The organism is Enterococcus sp. C65 (assembly GCF_040887165.1).
Lineage (GTDB): Bacteria > Bacillota > Bacilli > Lactobacillales > Enterococcaceae > Enterococcus_B > Enterococcus_B hirae.
The window spans coordinates 69,029-87,469 of sequence record NZ_JBFOFG010000006.1; the positions used below are offsets into that span (position 1 = coordinate 69,029).

Consider the following 18,441-nt stretch of genomic DNA (forward strand, 5'->3'; position numbering starts at 1 on the left):
CTCCTTATTACTGTTTCTTACATTCACATTGGCCAGGTATACAATTACATTCAATCGTTTCGACTGGCTCTTTTTTATTGAGTTGTTTCATGATCTGCTGAATATCTGCTTGGGTCAATGTCGCTTCTTCAACCAAATCAGCAATCGTCGCACCGACTCTTTTTGCACAAATATGTGAAAAGAGATTTTCAGTAGCACTTCGAACGGTTTCCATCTCGGAAACAGCTGGATGATAAATAAATTTCTTTCCCTCTTGTTCAGTCCAAAGCGCTTCTTTTTTCACCAAACGCCCTAGAAGGGTTTTAACAGTTGCTACTTTCCAATCCATCGAATCAGCTAATATCTGAGTGATTTGTTGGGCGTTTGCTTGACCTAAAGTCCAGATAACTCGCATGACTTCCCATTCAGAATCACTGATTTTAATTAATACTCTCTTTTCTTCCATTAGTTTTCCACCTCCATCGATTACATTTGTAAACTTAACTTCGATAATAGATTACAACTGTAATCGTAAATTGTCAACCAATGGGCTTATTTTTTTTCAACTGGTTAATATACTTTTGTCGATCACGTTTATTATCTAAAATGAGTAACTTATTTTTTACTTGCAATGTATCAATCAGTTGGAAGATTCGAGGTTCATTCTTTCGCTTAAAACGCCAAACAAAACACAAAAAATCCAAGTATTCTTTATCCAACTTTTCAGTAAAGTCATTAGGCATGTCTGGTCTGGTCGCACGATCTCGCTTTCTTTTTAAAGTTCGTTTGATGACACGAGCCATTGCAAGATACGTTGGCACTCGTAATAAGATGATTTGATCTGCTTCTTGCAGTCTCTTCCTAGCAGTAGCAAGATAGTTTCCTTCGATGATCCAGTTCTCATGTTTAGCCATAAAGTTTTCTTGCTCTAGTTGAAACCAAACTTGTGCCTTTTCACTATAATCTGTACCATGCCATAAAAAATCTAAGGGTAAAAGAGGAATCTTTGCCGTTTCTTGAATAGTTCTTGCCAGTGTCGATTTTCCAGAGCCACTTTGTCCTAAAATTACTATCTTCATCTTATTCCTCCTCCACTCAAAACTTTTTCTTTTTTTATTTATGATAACATGAGGCACAAAAAAAGAGAGAAACGATCGTTTCTCTCTCAGCTCATTATGTTTCAATCAATGTTTCTTTTACATTTTTATTTTTATCACGACGGGCAATCGCTGGTAAGATCATTCCCAACATGATCAAAATAATTGGTGTAACGACATTTGAGATCAACTGGAACCACCAAGCTTTAGGATCAGCTGCATACTCGACTTTGGGAACCATTCCCAGAATACAAGCAAAAGCGGTAAAGGCAAAACACCAAGCACCGAAAATAAAACCAACCTTTGGATTCTTCACGAATTTATACTCAGAAGTAAATTTCTTGTAAGCTTTGTTCAACATCATATACGCTAAGAATACCCATAAATAACGCATAGGCATTACTACTGAATTTAGATTAGTCAACCATTTCACTAATTCGTTCATGTCTTTGATTCCAAAAATAGGTAGTAAAATGATGATGCTAACTAAAATCCCAGTCAATAAATAGCCATTGACGAGTGTTCCTTTATTGCTTCGTTTACGTAACCATGAAGGAACAAATTCTGGATCTGCATCTGCTAATAAAATTTTCAGCGGTGCATCGATTGAGAAGGCTAATGCGGAAATTTGACCAACCATATTTGTCAAAGCATAGATGATCATCAACGAATTACCAATGCCATAATAGTTGCCTAGGATTTGGAAAGCACTGTAAGCACCATTTGCCATTAAGTCTTTCGGAATATTGTCACTCGCAAATAACATTCCCATCGCTACAGAACCTAAAACCGCACAAACACCAACCATCGCAGCCAAGAAAATCATTCCTTTTGGAAATTCTTTGGCTGGATTTCTTGTGGAATTAACATAAGGAGAGATTTTTTCTGCCCCACCTACTGCAAATACAAGCATCGAAACGGTCGTAAAATAGCTAAAGTCAAATGTCGGGATGTATGTTTTGACCTGATTCATTCCTGTAGTAGCAAATTCCATATCAGTAGTAATAAATGGAGCTGTTACTGCCATCAAAATAAATAAAAGTGACATGACAAACATCGCAGTTCCTGCTAATCCACCAATGACCTTCAAAGTGGATAATCCTTTTGTAGAAAGATACAAGAAGGCTAAGAAAATTACTAAGGAAATCACTGCTACCATTTGAACAGTCATTGTGTTAACAATATTTCCATTTCCTTGAACTGCCCATCCAGCAGCAATCAAAATTGCCTGAGGTTTTTGTGCAAGATAAGGAATGTGGACGACCCAATAAGTCCATGCAGCATAGTATGCCAACCGTTTATTTGATGTCGTATTTTCGACCCAAGAGCTGACGCCACCTTTACTGTCTTTAAATGCGGAACCAAGTTGCCCTACGATCAAGGCATAAGGGATAAAATAAATAGCAAGAATCAATAGCCAAGAAGTAACAACTGAGATTCCTTGTTGCGCATAGTTGTTTACTACATTCCCCATGCCCCAAACCATGTTGAAAGCAATAAGTGCTACGGTAAACCAACGTAGTTGTTTATCGTTCATCTGTTTTCTCCTTTTAAATTTTTTTAAATAAAATATTTATCTATTTACAATCATAAACAAATTCTTATCTATTTACAATAGTTCGTTATTTTATGTGTGTATATTTTTAATTTTCCCACACTGTTTTTCCATCTTTTTATCATTTAACACAAGATAACACCTTGTATAAATTAGTTAATCCCTTTCAAACTGAACGATGTAAAAGAATTTTCTAAAAATTAGATCAAACAGTTATTTTAATATGCTTACTTTCTAATCAAAAAACAACAATGGGTAGTACAATTCAAAAATCGTTGCTTTTACATAAAAAAAGAAATTCCCCTTTCATCCGAACAGTCATCAAGCTGACGAATAAAGGAAAATTTCTTTTCTATTGATCAATAACAAACAAAATACACCTATAGAACTTCATTTTAAACACGCATATAAATAGTTTGGTTAAAGATTTTCACTTATTTTCTGATAATCCTACTCCGTAGGCAAGAAAAGTTCACTTTAACGATGCTTGTGTTTAGATCAACAGTCGATCGTTAGAGTTTTAAACATCTCATAGCGTTTAAGACTGCTAGTACAGTGACACCTACATCAGCAAATACGGCATCTCCCATTGTGGCGATCCCGAATGCGCCTAAAATTAAGACAACACTTTTGATCCCGATCGCAAAGATAATATTTTGTTTAACGATTTTCAACGTTTTTCTTGATAAGCGAATAGCATCTGCGATTTTTCCAGGTTCATCATTCATGATCACTACATCAGCCGCTTCGATTGCTGCATCACTTCCAAGACCTCCCATCGCTATTCCGACATCAGCTCTAGCTAGCACAGGTGCATCATTGATTCCGTCACCAACAAACGCAGTCTTTTGCGATGCGTTCGTGAGGATTTGCTCTAATTTAGCCACTTTGTCTTGCGGTAAGAGCTCGCTATAGACCGTGTCGATTCCTAATTCATTTCCAATATGTGTCGCAATTGCTTGTGCGTCCCCGGTAAGCATCACAGTTTGTTTAACTCCAAGTTTTTTTAGTTTTTGTAAAGCTGCTTTTGCATCTTCTTTGATGGAATCTGCAATCACTATGCTTCCAACATACTGTTGATCAATTGCCACATATACTAAGGTACCAACTGCTTGATTGACTGGAAAGGCTATATTGTATCGAGTGAAAAGTTTATGATTTCCTACTAAGACTACTTTCCCATCCACAACTGCCTTGATTCCTTCGCCTAAAACTTCTTCCATTTGATCCGTGGGTAATAATGCTCCTTCATAATCAGCTAAAATCGCTTGTGCAATCGGATGTGTCGAATATTGTTCAACACTTGCAACATATTGCATGAATAAAGGTTCAACCATAGTAGTTTCAATTGATTGAACAGAAAAATCACCTTTTGTCAGAGTTCCTGTTTTGTCAAAAACCATGGTGTCTGTATGAGCTAATAATTCAAGGTAATTACTACCCTTCACTAATACACCCATTTTACTAGCTCCACCAATCCCTCCAAAAAAGCTTAAAGGTACCGAAATTACTAAAGCACAAGGACACGAAATCACTAAGAACGTCAAAGCTCGGTAAATCCATTCATCAAATCCTGTATTTGGTAACACAAGTGGTGGTAAAATGGCTAATAAAACAGCTAATACTACTACCACTGGCGTGTAGTAACGAGCAAATTTAGTGATGAAATTTTCTGCTGGTGCCTTTTTACTACTTGCATTTTCTACTAATTCGAGCAATTTACTAATGGTTGAGTTTTGATAATTTTTTTCTACTTCAACAACTAATGGTTGATTGATATTGATAAAACCACTTAATACTGACTCTCCTTCAAAAACTTCTTTTGGAACCGATTCTCCCGTTAATGCAGAAGTGTCAACTAATGACTGCCCACTGATGACTTTCCCATCTAATGGTACTCGTTCTCCTGGTTTGACAAAAACATGCTCCCCAATCATTACTCTTTCTGGGTGGGTTGTCACCAATCCAGCTTCTGTTTCAACATGAGCCACTTCTGGTCGAATCTCCATCAATGCACGTATCGATTTTCTTGATTGGTTGACTGCAAAGCCTTGGAAATATTCACCTACTTGATAAAACAACATGACCGCTACTGCCTCTGGATATTCACCAATCAACATCGCACCGATCGTTGCGATTGCCATCAAAAAATTTTCATCAAACAATTGACCTCTCGTAATGTTTAATGCAGCTTGTTTAATAACATCAAAACCAATAAATAAATAGACAAGTAAAAATCCAATAAAACGAATCGGTTCAGCTGGAGCCCAAATAAACAAGCCTAATAAGCCAATAGCTGATAGGACAATACGAATCAGATCCTTTTTTTCTTCATTTAATGTCGAAGTCACTTCTTCCATCTCTTTTACCTCAACTTCTGGTTCTAATTCCTTGATCACTTTTCTAGTTTCAGTTTCGATTTCACCTATCTTATCCTGATCTGCGTCAATCGTTAATTTACCTACAGCAAAGTTAACATTTGCTTGCTTTACCCCATTGATTTCGTTGATTCTTTTTTCGATTTTCATTGCACAGTTTGCGCAATCCAATCCTTCTAATCGATAGCTTTTCATGCTCTGACCTCCTCACTTTAAACATGAACGTTTATTCATATATAATTATATATGAGTGGTCACTCATTTGTCAAACTAATACTTCTTCTATTTTTTATCAATCAAAAAAGCATTACCTTTACAATAAAAAAAGCGACTCATAAAGTGAAAACCATATCATCCATTGTAAGAGTACAAGAGTGTCACAAATAAAAAAGAACTGAACAATGGAATCTACACTTGTCATTCCCTGAACTAATCCATACCTAATAGCTATCTTATCAGCAATTAAAAAAATAAGCATTTCTCCTATTTGATTAAAACTCCCCCACTAGCCAAACGAGTGAGGGAGTTTTTTTATTGTTGTTGTATCTCTTCATCCTAAGCGATATCTATTTTACTGGGATTATTCCACTTCTATAGTCGCTAGTAGTTGTTGGAAACTATTCGTAGTACTTGTTCCTGGTCGATTACCTACTAATTTAATTGAAATGATATCGCCAGCAACCACGCCTTTACTGTAAGTCACCCGAACGGTCTCATTCATTTTTTTGACTGATGAATAGTAAGCTTTTCCTTTATATGTTTCCGCGATATATGCATCATTTTTATAAAGTACGATTCGATTGTCTTGCTCAAATATTTCTCGATCAATATCCATCACTACTTTATTTCCAACTATTTGAATATCTTTCACGATCTGATCATATTCAGTCGCTACTGATTCCAATTTTTTCTCGACTACATAGGTTTCTAACAATACTTTACCTGCAGAGCTTTGACCAGGTGAACCAGGTGCTAAATAAACTTCAATTTTTTCGCCTTTGTTGCCTTCAAACGCACGACGTATCTTTACTAGTTCGTCTGTTATATCTTTATAAGAATAGTATGCTTTACCATTATACGTTTCAAAATAATAGTTACCATCCAAATAAACCATCAGGCGTTGTTTGCTATTAAATTGTTCTGGCGTTAAGTTTAAGTAGATATATGGTTGGTGACTTTCTACTCCAACAGATAACAAAGTATTTTGGGATATGTCATCTTCTGATTGGATATCGATATTTTTAAAAGTTGCCCAACCATTTCCCGTAGAAGAAAAACGGATAATATATGTATTGTCTTTTTCTGGTGTCGTAAAAGTAAACGAATGTCTTTCCCATTGTTCATTATTATGTGCCGATTCTTGTAAAGAAACAAATTCTTCTCCGTGATTCAATGTACCAAACTCGACTTTACCCGGAAAATTTTTACTTCCCGCAGCGTCATAAGAAAATGTGTAGGTCGTGTTGGGTCGTAATTTCACATATTGATGGATATTTTCGCCCAACATTGCTTTCACATAAGAAACCCCATTTTCGGTTACCAGTGTTGGATTGTTCGATTCTGGGTTTGACACGATCCAATGATCTAAACCAGCGTTAAAATCCCCGTTACTGATAATCGAATCCTCAACCACTTCTTTCAAGTTATCACTGATAGTAATAGCTTCCTTACCTATGGTTGTTGCATGTACGCCTATAGAAGTTCCTAAAGACAGACAGGCAATGCTTGCGACAAATACCTTTTTCATGTTATTTTTCATTCTATTTTCCCCCACTAATTGATTTCTGCTGTTACGATTAGGTAACGAGACTCATTCTATATTATCTCTGGAGATACTCTTTTATTTGCCTTAAATTTTCATGAACATTTTATTTTAAAGACCCTTTTTTACACAAAAAAAGAAATAAATCGCCAAATTCCCATTTTTCATCTCTCTATTTAGCAATCCTGCTAATGTTTACTAATTTTTTGGAATTGTCCATAATTTTTTTTTCCAAAAAAAGAAATTATCATTGCCGATAGCAGCTATTTCATTAGTACAATCCTTATAACGAGTAAGGAGGTTCCAACCAAGATGAAAGCGATATTATCCAAAAAACATTATATCCAATTAATTATTTTAGAAACATATTTAGCAAATGGACAAGTGACCGTTCAACAACTAGAAGAAACAACCCAAGCAACCAAGCAAACGATTCTTAAACAATTGAATGAGCTGGAAAATCGTGGCTTTTTTCAAGTGGAAAAGAAAAAAGATCATTTATTGCTGAGAAAAAATAAACCAATCAGCTATAGTGAAGTATACAGTTATATTTATCAAGATTCTGTACAGATTCAATTTATTTCTCTGGTTTTTTCTTGTCCGTTTATAACAACTTCGGAAATTTTAAAAAAACTAAAAATCAGTAAATCTCAATTTCGCCGTATCAAAAAACAAGTAGCTGATTTTTTGAACTGCCATGATATTTGTCTGACTGACTCTCCTTTCTACTTTACAGGAGATTCATCTAAACTATATCAGTTTTTTTATGTCTTTTTTTCAGAAAAATATCACGCTAATACTCAATATATTCTTCCGAAAGAACAATTAATTCTTGATCAACTGTTGCAAGCATTTACCGAATTGCCCAACTTTTCTACTTCTCGAGAACAACAACGATTAAGTAGCTGGATCTGGGTGATTATTAAGCTTAGTGTCCATATCCAAAAATCAACGACTTATTATAAATCAGCGGATAAAAAGGCAATATCCTCAGCAACTTTACCATTTGATGATTCACGAATCGTCATTGATTATGCACACTTCAAAGAAGTATTCAAGCTTTCATATACGGGTGTCGTCCAATCAAATCTCTTAACATTTCAGTCAATGATGAAAGAACCAAAGCTTTCACTAGAAATGCAAGGGAAAAAGCAATCCTTGATTCAGTTGACAACTGAACTCTACCAACTATTTGGAGAAAATAAAGAAATTGAGCTCCATTATTCGATCGATCAATCACTAACTTTGTCTGGAAAAATCAAATATTTGTTAAATGATCAAAAAAAACGATTTGTGATTGAATTTTTTAAGCAAAATGGGCGCTTTTCTGCCCATACTGCTAACCGACTGTTACAAAAATTGATCACTTTCAGAAATGAAATAAATGATGATCCTTTATTTTATGAATGGCTCTATCTTACGATTATCTATGATAAACACTTAAAGGAACTTATTAGAAAAAATCAACAGAAGAAAAAAATTGGTCTTGCTTTTACCTACGACCAAGTACATAGTGAATTACTGATTACGCTTCTTAAAACGAAATTGAATGAGTACGCAGTTTTTGAAATCATTGATGTCCAAGATTCTGTAATGAACGATCAAAATGCAGATTCCATCGATTACTGGATTTCTAATATTCCAATAGCTCCTCAGAAAAACTGGCTACTTTTAGACAATTATCCTTCGCTAAAAGAGATTCGTACCTTAGAATTGCTTCTTCAGCAATCAACGATCCAACCATTAATCGAAGCTTTAAAAGAGCCATTACAAACTGACTAAGTTATAAAAAAACTGCAGAAAGTTAACCTCCTAAGAGGCCACTTTCTGCAGTTTTTTGTGGTTGAACCAGCTATTTCATTTTTATGGATAGATACGGTTTAACAAACGTGGGAATGGAATTGCTTCACGCACATGGTCGATACCTGCGATCCAAGTAACTGTTCGCTCCAAGCCCAATCCAAATCCAGAATGTGGCACTGAACCATATTTACGCAAATCAAGATACCAAGAATATTCATTTTCGTCTAAACCATGATTTTTGATTTGTTCTAATAAGAATTCATAATCCGTTGCCCGTTCACTACCTCCAATGATCTCACCGTATCCTTCTGGTGCGATCATATCGGCACAGATCACTACATCTTCACGAGTTGGATGTGGTTTCATATAGAAAGGTTTGATTGCTTTTGGATAATTCAAGATAAATACGGGTTGTTCAAATGAATTGGCAATGAATGTCTCATGCGGAGAACCAAAATCATCGCCCCACTCAATATCATCAAACCCATTTTTCTTCAATAATTCAATCGCATCATCATAAGAGATACGTGGGAATGGTAACTTCGTATAAGTTTTCAATACTTCTTTGTCTCGTTCCAAGACATCTAATGCGTAATCACAGTGATCCAATACATTTTGTACTAAGAAAGCAACATATTGTTCTTGGACCTCTAGACTTTCTTCTTGATGTGTAAATGCCATCTCAGGTTCAATCATCCAAAATTCGATCAAATGACGACGTGTTTTTGATTTTTCTGCACGGAATGTTGGACCAAAGGAGAATACTTTACCAAAAGCCATCGCTGCAGCTTCCATATATAATTGACCACTTTGTGATAAGTACGCTTTTTGGTCAAAATAGTTCGTTTCAAATAAGTCAGTCGTTCCTTCTGGTGCAGAACCAGTTAAAATTGGAGGATCGATTTTGACAAAGTTATGGTTATTAAAGAACTCATATGTTGCACGAATAATTTCATTTCTGATTTGCATGATTGCATGTTGTCTGGAAGAACGTAACCATAAATGACGGTGATCCATCAAAAAATCAGTTCCATGTTCTTTAGGTGTGATGGGATAATCATGACTTTCACTGACAACTTCGATTGTCTTAATCCCGATTTCGTAGCCAAATTTTGAACGGCTATCTTCACGGATTTCTCCGGTCAAGATGATTGATGTTTCTTGGTGAAGATTTTTCGCTAATTGAAATACTTCTTCTGGAACTTCACTTTTCACAACTACTCCTTGAAAATAAGCCGTTCCATCTCTTAGTTGTAGAAAAGCAATTTTTCCGCTTGAACGTTTATTTGCTACCCAAGCGCCAATCTTTACTGTTTCTCCTACATGATTTTTCGAATCAATGATTTGAATTGTTTCCACTTATGACTCTCCTTCGCTCTACCTTAATTATTAGGATTATATTTGACTTTTACTCTCAATAAATTGCGCAATACGCCGGACTGCTTCTTCCAAAGTTCCAAGATCCGTTGCATAACTTAATCGCACATTTTCTGGCGCACCAAACCCTTCACCAGTTACTAAAGCAACACCCGTTTCCTCTAATAGATCTTCTACCCACTTCGTGACATTCTCATAACCGCACATAGCCAACGTTTCTTTTACATTCGGAAACAAATAAAAAGCACCTTGTGGTTTATTAAGTGTCACTCCAGGTAAGTTTGAAACAAGCGGATATAAGATATTTAGGCGTTCTTCAAATGCCAGGCGCATTTCTTCCACTGGATCTTGCTCACCAGTCAACGCTTCAATCGCAGCATATTGACTGACTGCTGTTGAATTACTTGTTGATTGAGAAGCAATTGCAATCATCCCATCGATGATTTCTTGGTTCCCCAAAGCATAGCCGATTCTCCATCCCGTCATTGCATAAGTTTTTGAGACCCCATTGATGATGATCGTTTGCTTACGAATAGCTTCAGAGATTGTTGCAATTGGAGTAAACTCATTGCCATTATAAACTAAACGTCCATAAATATCATCTGCAACTATCAAAATATCATGTTTGACAGCCCATTCTCCGATTGCTTGCAGCTCTTTTTGATCATAGATCATTCCTGTCGGATTCGAAGGAGAATTGATGATCAATGCTTTCGTTTTAGGGGTTCGTGATGCTTCTAGCTGGGAAACAGTTATTTTAAATCCATTGTTTTCCTCGCCTTTAACAAATACCGGTCGACCTTCTGCTAATTTTACTTGCTCTCCATAACTTACCCAATAAGGTACTGGGATGATCACTTCATCTTCAGGATCTAAAATCGTCTGAAAAAGGGCATATAACGCAAATTTTGCACCATCCGTTACAATCGTTTGAGAAGGTTCATAGGTGATCCCATAATACTCCTTGATATAATCGACAATTGCTTGGCGTAGTTCAGGAATCCCTGCGCTCGGCGTATAGTAACTTGCTTTGCCGTTTCTAATTGCCTGAACCGCCACTTCTTGGATATTTTCGGGCGTTGCAAAGTCAGGTTCTCCGACCGTTAGACTTAAGATATCTTTTCCTTGTGCTTTCAAAGCTTTTGCTTTTGCTGCTGCAGCAAGCGTCACAGAAGGTTCTAATTGTTGTACTCTTTTTGACAGCTTCATCCTACTCATCCTTTACAAATTATATTCCAGTGATCGTTTTTATTTCTTTCCCTGACTCGAAAGAAAGCAAATAATAATTGAATTGATCCTTTGAATTTTTTCCAACAACTTCCCAGACAGCTTGATTATCGTACATTCCTAGTGAAGCTTTTTCGATTTGGACTTCCGGATGAGCTTGAGCAATTTTTTCTTTTGCTTCTTGTTCAGTTATCCCATCTTTTTGAGCTAATACTTTGACCTTTTCGCCCGATTTAGGAATAATGACCGCAATTTCTTGCCCTTTATCGTTTTTACCAGTCAAAGAAAAGTAAGTATGATTCCGAGTAAACCAATAAAAGTGATCTGCTTCTTCAAGTCCTGCGTATTTTTTAGCAATCTCAATTGCTTCTTGTTTGGCTTGCATCCTTGGGCGGCTCGCACGTAAATAAAAAATCGAACTAAATACGATGATCGCTAATAAAGCGATAATCAACCCTAGTAATACATGATTAATTGTTTTTTCTTTCGGAGATTCTTGCTTTTGTTTTGATTGTTTCTTCAAGGATCGTCGCTCCTTTTATATTCGCTAAGTTTTATTATAGCAGATTTTTCATGCGAAAATAGATTGTCTGAAGAAGTTTATTCTTCGTTTTTCTTTAAGAATTTTGGGATATCTTTGCAAATATCGTCCAATGTTTCTTCTTTGATCGTAATATTCTTCGGTAAGGCCTGCAAGATCCGATTACTGTATTTCGCAGACAGTAATCGACGATCCAGAATCAATAAAACGCCTCGATCTTCTTCACCACGAATCAATCTTCCTAAGGCTTGTCTCAATTTTAAAGCAGCTTTAGGGATCGATTCTTGATAGAATGGGTTGATTCCTTCTGATTCAAGGTAGGTATTCCTTGCCTTCACCATCGGTCGTAACGGATTGTCAAAAGGTAAGCGGGTAACCACGACAATCTGTAAAGCATCCCCCGGTAAATCCACACCTTCCCAAAAACTATCAGCTCCAAATAAAACACTCATTTCAGACAGCATGAATCGTTTCAACAATTTCTGTCGGCTACCGCCGATCCCTTGGGCTAAGATTTCCCGTCCTTGCTCTAACATGGATAAATGAATCGCCTGATAAACTTTTTGTAAAATATCATGTGACGTAAACAAAACCAAGATTGGTCGCTTTTCTTGTAAGATCAATTGAGACAACGTCTGAGACAAATAGTCCACGTATTGTTGCTGATCAACTTGACTAATTGACGGTGCTTCTTTGGGTACATAGATACGGGCTTGTTTTTCGTAATCATAAGGAGATGCAATCACTTTCAATGGTGTACCTTCAATTCCTAAACGTTTCGCAAGATACTGGCGATTCGGTCCCACTTTAAGCGTGCCGCCAATATATAAAATATGCGTGTAGCGCGGATACCAAACTGTTCTTTTCAGTGAGGCTGCCTTGAAATCGTGAAGATGAAAAATCGTTTGTTGCGCCGTTTTGTTTGGAACAAACCAATGGATCAAATTTTCATGCCAATCTTCCAGCCACTGTTCCATCAAAGTTGCTTGCTTTTCCATTTGATCGAATAATTGATAAAGAGTGGCTAAATCAATGCGCATTTGTTTCGTCCAACTTTCTTGAATGATTATCAAACTTAAGCGCATTTGGTCTTGTAGTTGTTTGATTTCACGATAAAACACATGGAGATGGTCAATTGCAAGGCTCGACTCAAATGGTAACTGCGAAAGCATTTCTTGAGTAACCATCATTTCTTCTGGATACTGACCGTTTGTTTGCTTTGCCGCAAATTGATTCAGTCCTTCTGCCAGAAAAATTTGCGCTTCGTTAAGTGCGTTTAACTCCTCTTGGTAAATCTCTAACCAACGTTGAACTTCGTGGTTTTCTGGTAAATACGCTTTGATCCGGTCAAACAAATGATCCGATTCGTTAAACTGTTGGATTTGTTTGAAAAAATACGCAATACTTAAGCGGCGATCATTGACTTTCTCTGCAATATCAGGCAAATGATGCGCCTCATCGATCAATAAATATGGACTCTCTGGTAACAATGGTCGCTTTCTTTGGGTTTCTTGGACTAAAAAAGCATGATTCACAATCAAAAAATTGCTTTGCTGGATCTTTCTCTCTAAAAAACGAACAAAATCTTGTGCATAAAACGGTTGATTTTTAGCTAAAAATGAAGTCCCCCGATGGGCAATCTCACTAAAGAGAAGATGATTCAAGTTGGTCAAATGCAATTCGTCTAAATCACCGGTTTTCGTTTGAGTCAACCAAACAAGGATTGCCATTTGGTAAAGTAAATATTGTTTTTGTTCTTTTGGCGCTTCAAGGGTCGCTTTGAACCTTTGCAAATCGATATAATGGCGATAACTTTTAATCACTGTTGCTTGAATCGGCTGATCCAACAATTGATTTAACAGTGGGATATCTTTTTCCATGATCTGTTGCTGGAGTACCAGTGAGACAGTACTGATGATCGCCGGCTTTTCAGGAGTGGCTAAATAGCTGAGTGGAAGAAGGTACCCGATCGTTTTTCCCATTCCAGTAGCGGCTTCAATCATCAAATCTTTGGACTCATCTTTGGTAAAATGGTCGTATACTGCATTCATCAAGCGATTTTGTTCCTTACGATACATCAATGTTTTCCCAAATATCTTTTCTTTAGCTTGTTTCTTTCTAGGATAAACTTGCTCGTTGTAATGAATGCTGGTATAAAGATCTACTTCTTTTTTTTGCAAAGCTAACCCATCGATTATCTCTAATTCTTCGTTTAACGGCTGAGGTTGTTCTCTCATCTCTTCCATCACACTTTGAATAAATCGACTTGTATCCATTCCAGTTTGCCCACTTAATGCATAAATGGCTTCTAATGTGACTAATGGTAAACGGCGCATCCGTTCTTCAATCAATAGAAGAAGTTGGGCAGTCACTTCGGCATCACTATCAGCTTGGTGTGGGTTTTCATGAATAAAGCCTAGACTCTCTGACAGATCAGCCAATCGAAAGCTTGGCTCACTTGGCAAGAAGATTTGAGCTAATTCAACAGTATCGATGCCAGGAATCTTTAATCCCGGTGTTTGGCACCTTAATAGCTCCTGATTAAGAAAGTTATAATCAAAATAAATATTATGAGCAACAAAAATCGTATCCGCCAACAGATTATAGATGGTTGCGGCCACATCTTCAAAATAAGGTGCTTGTTGGACACGACGATTGGTAATTCCTGTCAGATGTTGGATTTGTTTGGAAATCTTGCGTCCGGGATTAATATCAATCGAAAAACGAGAAGTGATTCGACCACCTTCAATCATGACACATCCAAATTGGATAATGCGATCTTCTTTTGGATTTGTCCCAGTCGTTTCAATATCGACAACTGCATAAGTTTTTGATTTCAAATTTACTTCCTCTTCTCTTGCCTTTAAATGTTCTCTTGCGATTATACTACAATCACCAGAAAATTTCTTAATCTCTCTTTCCATTTATGAAAAAAACCTTTATATTATTGGTTCACTTTCTAAATCATCTGATCACCTTACCTACCGGCTGACTACTCAACTATCTGTTGATGCAGAATCAACTCCACTTATCTGAAGAACGTATTTAACTTTGTGATTGATCCAAAACAAAAAAGCTCGACAACTACAAAGTAGTTATCGAGCTTTTATTCAAATCAATTAATTAAGCTTTAACAACGTTAGTTGCTTGAGGGCCACGTTGACCTTCTTCAACGTCAAAGTTTACTGTTTGACCTTCTTCAAGAGTTTTGAATCCGTCGCCTTGGATAGCTGAGAAATGAACGAATACATCGTTACCGTTTTCTGCTGTAATGAATCCAAAACCTTTTTCTGAGTTAAACCATTTTACTGTACCTGTTTCCATAATAAAAATCCTCCTTGTGTTTCAACACATATTTTGCAATTACTTGAATGGTGTATATCTGGAAGATGTTTATTTGAAACATGCCACAGATTACCGAACAAAAACTACACTCTTAATATATCATATCGGTTACAAAATAGCCACTATTTTCCCTTCTTTTTTTCCTTTTCATCTGGTGTTTTCTGACAAAAAAGAGAAAAAGAGTGATATCTCTGTATTCCGTCCTAACAAATATGGAATCGTTTCCTTATAATTCAGACTTTCTCTAACGATTTTTTTTGATAAGATTCCCCTTAAGAACGATAGTTGATAGTAAAATAACACCAGTTGAATTAATTTTTTCTACTTTTTATTTTTTTACTATAAAAAAAACTGAGGAAAAAAAATTTCCCCAGTCTTGTTCTATCATTTCTTTATTCAACATTCAAAAACTCATGGCACTCTATCAGTAACGAAGGATCGCTACTAAACTTTTCTCATCTGGCGCCTCTTTTTGTTCAAGAATAACTACTTGTCCTCCGTTGATGATGACATTATCTGCCAACTCATTTAAAACTTGACGGCGGTCATACTCTGTTTCTGGATCTTCTCCAAATCCATCCACTAAGTTAGACGTAGCAATAAACAAGTGAGAAATTTTCCCTTCTTTAGCAGCTGGAACGATATCCACTAGTTGATCGATAAATTTTTTATCTAACAAACGATTATACCCTTCTGCTTCTTTTGCAGCTAATTCCTCAGAAAGTTTTTTAGCTCCTGCTTCGATTTCTTTTAACGATAATTGTGCAGGTGAGGCAGAGATCGCCACATCAGAACAATAGTACGGATTTTTAGCAATTTTTTTGAACATCGTTTGGTTTTCCGGTAACGCAAAGAGATAAATTGGGCGTTTTTCAGGATTGTCAAAGGTATCCTTAAGATAATCATCAACTGCTTGATAATAATTGACCCAGTCGATCTCTACTTCCTCATCTTTTGGATTGACACCATGAAATGTAGCTCCCTCACTACCATTTGAAGTATAGTTTAATCCGCCACCTGTTAACTCCGAACCTAAAGCTGTTACTACATCTTTCGGTGCATCTTCCGGTAATTTTACTTCAGTTACCTGCTTATTGTTTACTTCGTACAACTTCATTGAATCACGATTCAATCCTAGTAGATAATAAGCGTAGTTAAAGTGACTATTTTTGATAATCGCTAGAAGATATGGCAGATCACTCACATAATATTGGTCATCTACAGGAATACCTAAGCGATGGATATACGTATGTTCTGGAGATAAGATGACAGCCACGCTTGTTGTAGCGCTTCGCCAAAATGAAGCATCTTCTAACAAACTAGTGATTTTTTCTTGGAACAAGGACCAGTCATGTTCAGCATATTTTTTTTCAAACCGTTTTTTTGCTTCTTTCGCAAAATTTTTGAACTTGATTTGATCTTTTTCTACATCTTGATGTGCGACATGGGTGTTCAACATAATCGTGACGAATGGGCCTGTAGCACCTTCTGAAGTCAGCTGTGACAATAATTCTTTCGCCATTTTTGTCATAATCGTATCCCTCCTAAAAAAAGTCATTCCTTTACTATAAGTAAAGTCTACCACAACAAATTTTTTCGAGATAATAAAACGAATTTTAATAAAACGACTTATTTCTATTTTTGTTTTATTTAATTAATTTCATAATTATTTCATACTTTACTCAATCATTCCTTTCATTTCTTAAAAAGAAATTCAATTCTTTTTGCTATACTAATAGAAAATAAATGAATGAGGTGATCACATGCACATATTCATGATCTTCAGTTTATTAACCCTAACTGCTGTTACTATTTTTGTTGCTTCTCGATTGAATGAGCCAGAAGTGCAACCGGTAAAAATTCGTAGCAAAGATCAAGAGAAGTAACCACTTTTCTCCTTTTTCTATAAATATCTTTTATTATGTTTTTATCAGAAATATTGAAACTACTCTATCTCTTTGATAAAATTTTAATTTATAGGAAAACTATTAGAAAACAAGGAGAAAATAAATGCCTCAAAAAAAATTACGATTGTTCATGTTATTAACAAGTTTGATCTTGTGCCTCACTGCGATTTTACCAATCACAGCAGTTCACGCTGACGAATCATTCAAAGTCAATGCAAAAGCCGCTTTTGCTGTTGATGCAGAGAGTGGTAAGATCCTTTATGATCAAGATGGAGAAAAACCAATGGGAATTGCTTCAATCACTAAAATAATTGGTCTTTATATCGTTCTTGATCAAGTAAAAGAAGGAAAACTGACTTGGGATGAAAAAGTGCCAATTTCAGATTATGCTGAAAAATTGAGCGTTGTTCCTGACTTGTCAAACGTACCGTTGCACAAAGAGAACAGCTATACGGTCAAAGAACTTTTTGATTCAGCCTTTATTCAATCTGCTAACGCCTCAATGGTAGCTTTAGCCGAAAAAATAGCTGGCAGTGAAACAAAGTTTCTTGAATTGATGAAAAAACAATTAAAAGATTGGGGTATTAACGACGCAACGATTGTGAACGCCTCTGGATTAAATAATTCCTATCTCGGTGAGAATCGTCCTGAAGGTACCTCGGAAACAGAAGAAAACCAAATGTCAGCCAAAGATGTTGCGATCGTTGCCAGACACTTGATCTTAGATTTTCCTGAGGTATTAAAAGTGACAAATACTACTAATGAAACATTCGGCGAAGGGACTCAGTCACCTGTCGAAATGGTGAATTGGAATTGGATGCTTTCTGGGTTTGTTAACTATAAAGAAGGCGTAGATGGTTTAAAAACTGGTACAACTGAATTTGCTGGTGCTTGTTTTGTTGGAACGATCAATAAAGATGGTAGACGAGTCATTACGGTTGTTTTAAATGCCGATGACCATGCTACAAATCCAAGTGCCCGCTTCAACGAAACCGGACGTTTAATGGATTACTGCTATGATAATTGGTCAATTAAAGAACTTGGAAAGTCCAATGCAAGTATTCCAGATTTAAAAAACTTAGCAGTGAAAGATGGCAAAGAAACTTCAGTAGCAGTTGCCTTAAAAAATCCTGTAAAAGTTTGGGTAAGAAATGGTATGGATACTGGTAAATTAAAAATTACTCCTACCCTTGATAAAAAAGTCGTAACGAATGATCAAGTAGCAGCCCCCGTCAATAAAGGTATGAAGGTAGGGACAGCAACGATTACCTTAGCCGATGATTCACTGGGCTATTTGGAAGACAATAAAGAACCAACCACAGATATTATTACTGCTAAATCAGTTGAAAAAGCAAATATCTTTGTGATTGGTTGGCGACATGTTACTGATTTTTTTAGTAATTTGTTCTAATCCAGCTAAAATACCAACAAGTAGAACGTAGAATTTTAAGTACACCTCTTAAGTCAGAA

Annotated in this window: 14 protein-coding genes; 3 read left to right on the top strand and 11 right to left on the bottom strand. The window is 36.3% G+C overall.

Annotation, left to right across the window (positions count from 1 at the left end; genetic code table 11):
• Positions 1-7: 7 nt before the first annotated feature.
• The 5 genes from AB3I12_RS08205 to AB3I12_RS08225 form a co-directional block, all read right to left on the bottom strand.
• Positions 8-445 (bottom strand): CopY/TcrY family copper transport repressor, encoded by a 438-nt coding sequence (locus AB3I12_RS08205; protein ID WP_053766604.1) that lies wholly within the window; start codon positions 443-445, stop codon positions 8-10.
• Between the two features lie 73 nt (positions 446-518).
• Positions 519-1,058, bottom strand: a complete 540-nt coding sequence (locus AB3I12_RS08210; protein WP_034700862.1) for a topology modulation protein — start codon at positions 1,056-1,058, stop codon at positions 519-521.
• Between the two features lie 94 nt (positions 1,059-1,152).
• Positions 1,153-2,613 carry an APC family permease gene (locus tag AB3I12_RS08215; RefSeq protein ID WP_010718493.1) on the bottom strand — a complete coding sequence of 487 codons (1,461 nt, stop codon included), beginning with the start codon at positions 2,611-2,613 and terminating at the stop codon, positions 1,153-1,155.
• A 530-nt stretch (positions 2,614-3,143) separates the two neighbouring features.
• Positions 3,144-5,204, bottom strand: coding sequence for a heavy metal translocating P-type ATPase (locus AB3I12_RS08220; protein ID WP_063627369.1), 2,061 nt, complete (start codon positions 5,202-5,204; stop codon positions 3,144-3,146).
• Positions 5,205-5,589: 385 nt separating this feature from the next.
• A complete protein-coding gene (locus AB3I12_RS08225; RefSeq protein WP_063627370.1) occupies positions 5,590-6,768 on the bottom strand; it encodes a carbohydrate binding domain-containing protein in 1,179 nt (392 codons plus the stop codon).
• Between the two features lie 315 nt (positions 6,769-7,083).
• Here AB3I12_RS08225 and AB3I12_RS08230 point away from each other — a divergent pair, with 315 nt between their 5' ends.
• On the top strand, positions 7,084-8,553 hold the full coding sequence (locus AB3I12_RS08230) for a MarR family transcriptional regulator (RefSeq protein WP_231105509.1): 1,470 nt from the start codon (positions 7,084-7,086) through the stop codon (positions 8,551-8,553).
• A gap of 81 nt (positions 8,554-8,634) precedes the next feature.
• Here AB3I12_RS08230 and asnS read toward each other — a convergent pair whose 3' ends face one another.
• The 6 genes from asnS to AB3I12_RS08260 all read right to left on the bottom strand — a co-directional run bounded on the left by asnS (position 8,635) and on the right by AB3I12_RS08260 (position 16,595).
• Entirely contained in the window at positions 8,635-9,933 is a 1,299-nt protein-coding gene (gene asnS, locus AB3I12_RS08235; protein WP_010718497.1) for an asparagine--tRNA ligase, read from the bottom strand.
• 36 nt (positions 9,934-9,969) lie between these two features.
• On the bottom strand, positions 9,970-11,160 hold the full coding sequence (locus tag AB3I12_RS08240) for a pyridoxal phosphate-dependent aminotransferase (protein ID WP_053766602.1): 1,191 nt from the start codon (positions 11,158-11,160) through the stop codon (positions 9,970-9,972).
• A 19-nt stretch (positions 11,161-11,179) separates the two neighbouring features.
• Entirely contained in the window at positions 11,180-11,701 is a 522-nt protein-coding gene (locus AB3I12_RS08245) for a DUF5590 domain-containing protein (protein WP_010718499.1), read from the bottom strand.
• A 77-nt stretch (positions 11,702-11,778) separates the two neighbouring features.
• Positions 11,779-14,559 (bottom strand): helicase C-terminal domain-containing protein, encoded by a 2,781-nt coding sequence (locus tag AB3I12_RS08250; protein ID WP_063627720.1) that lies wholly within the window; start codon positions 14,557-14,559, stop codon positions 11,779-11,781.
• A gap of 283 nt (positions 14,560-14,842) precedes the next feature.
• Positions 14,843-15,043 (bottom strand): cold-shock protein, encoded by a 201-nt coding sequence (locus AB3I12_RS08255; RefSeq protein ID WP_005875554.1) that lies wholly within the window; start codon positions 15,041-15,043, stop codon positions 14,843-14,845.
• A gap of 445 nt (positions 15,044-15,488) precedes the next feature.
• On the bottom strand, positions 15,489-16,595 hold the full coding sequence (locus AB3I12_RS08260; RefSeq protein ID WP_063627371.1) for a hypothetical protein: 1,107 nt from the start codon (positions 16,593-16,595) through the stop codon (positions 15,489-15,491).
• A gap of 232 nt (positions 16,596-16,827) precedes the next feature.
• Between AB3I12_RS08260 and AB3I12_RS08265 the strand changes: the two genes are divergently transcribed.
• Both AB3I12_RS08265 and AB3I12_RS08270 read left to right on the top strand, forming a co-directional pair.
• On the top strand, positions 16,828-16,950 hold the full coding sequence (locus AB3I12_RS08265) for a hypothetical protein (RefSeq protein WP_010718502.1): 123 nt from the start codon (positions 16,828-16,830) through the stop codon (positions 16,948-16,950).
• 124 nt (positions 16,951-17,074) lie between these two features.
• Positions 17,075-18,382 carry a serine hydrolase gene (locus tag AB3I12_RS08270; RefSeq protein WP_063627372.1) on the top strand — a complete coding sequence of 436 codons (1,308 nt, stop codon included), beginning with the start codon at positions 17,075-17,077 and terminating at the stop codon, positions 18,380-18,382.
• Positions 18,383-18,441: the final 59 nt, after the last annotated feature.

Excerpts from the sequence above, each read along its gene's own strand:
- AB3I12_RS08205 (WP_053766604.1), bottom strand. The coding sequence starts at position 445 with ATGGAAGAAAAGAGAGTATTAATTAAAATCAGTGATTCTGAATGGGAA.
- AB3I12_RS08210 (WP_034700862.1), bottom strand. The coding sequence starts at position 1,058 with ATGAAGATAGTAATTTTAGGACAAAGTGGCTCTGGAAAATCGACACTG.
- AB3I12_RS08215 (WP_010718493.1), bottom strand. The coding sequence starts at position 2,613 with ATGAACGATAAACAACTACGTTGGTTTACCGTAGCACTTATTGCTTTC.
- AB3I12_RS08220 (WP_063627369.1), bottom strand. The coding sequence starts at position 5,204 with ATGAAAAGCTATCGATTAGAAGGATTGGATTGCGCAAACTGTGCAATG.
- AB3I12_RS08225 (WP_063627370.1), bottom strand. The coding sequence starts at position 6,768 with ATGAAAAATAACATGAAAAAGGTATTTGTCGCAAGCATTGCCTGTCTG.
- AB3I12_RS08230 (WP_231105509.1), top strand. The coding sequence starts at position 7,084 with ATGAAAGCGATATTATCCAAAAAACATTATATCCAATTAATTATTTTA.
- AB3I12_RS08240 (WP_053766602.1), bottom strand. The coding sequence starts at position 11,160 with ATGAAGCTGTCAAAAAGAGTACAACAATTAGAACCTTCTGTGACGCTT.
- AB3I12_RS08255 (WP_005875554.1), bottom strand. The coding sequence starts at position 15,043 with ATGGAAACAGGTACAGTAAAATGGTTTAACTCAGAAAAAGGTTTTGGA.
- AB3I12_RS08260 (WP_063627371.1), bottom strand. The coding sequence starts at position 16,595 with ATGACAAAAATGGCGAAAGAATTATTGTCACAGCTGACTTCAGAAGGT.
- AB3I12_RS08265 (WP_010718502.1), top strand. The coding sequence starts at position 16,828 with ATGCACATATTCATGATCTTCAGTTTATTAACCCTAACTGCTGTTACT.
- AB3I12_RS08270 (WP_063627372.1), top strand. The coding sequence starts at position 17,075 with ATGCCTCAAAAAAAATTACGATTGTTCATGTTATTAACAAGTTTGATC.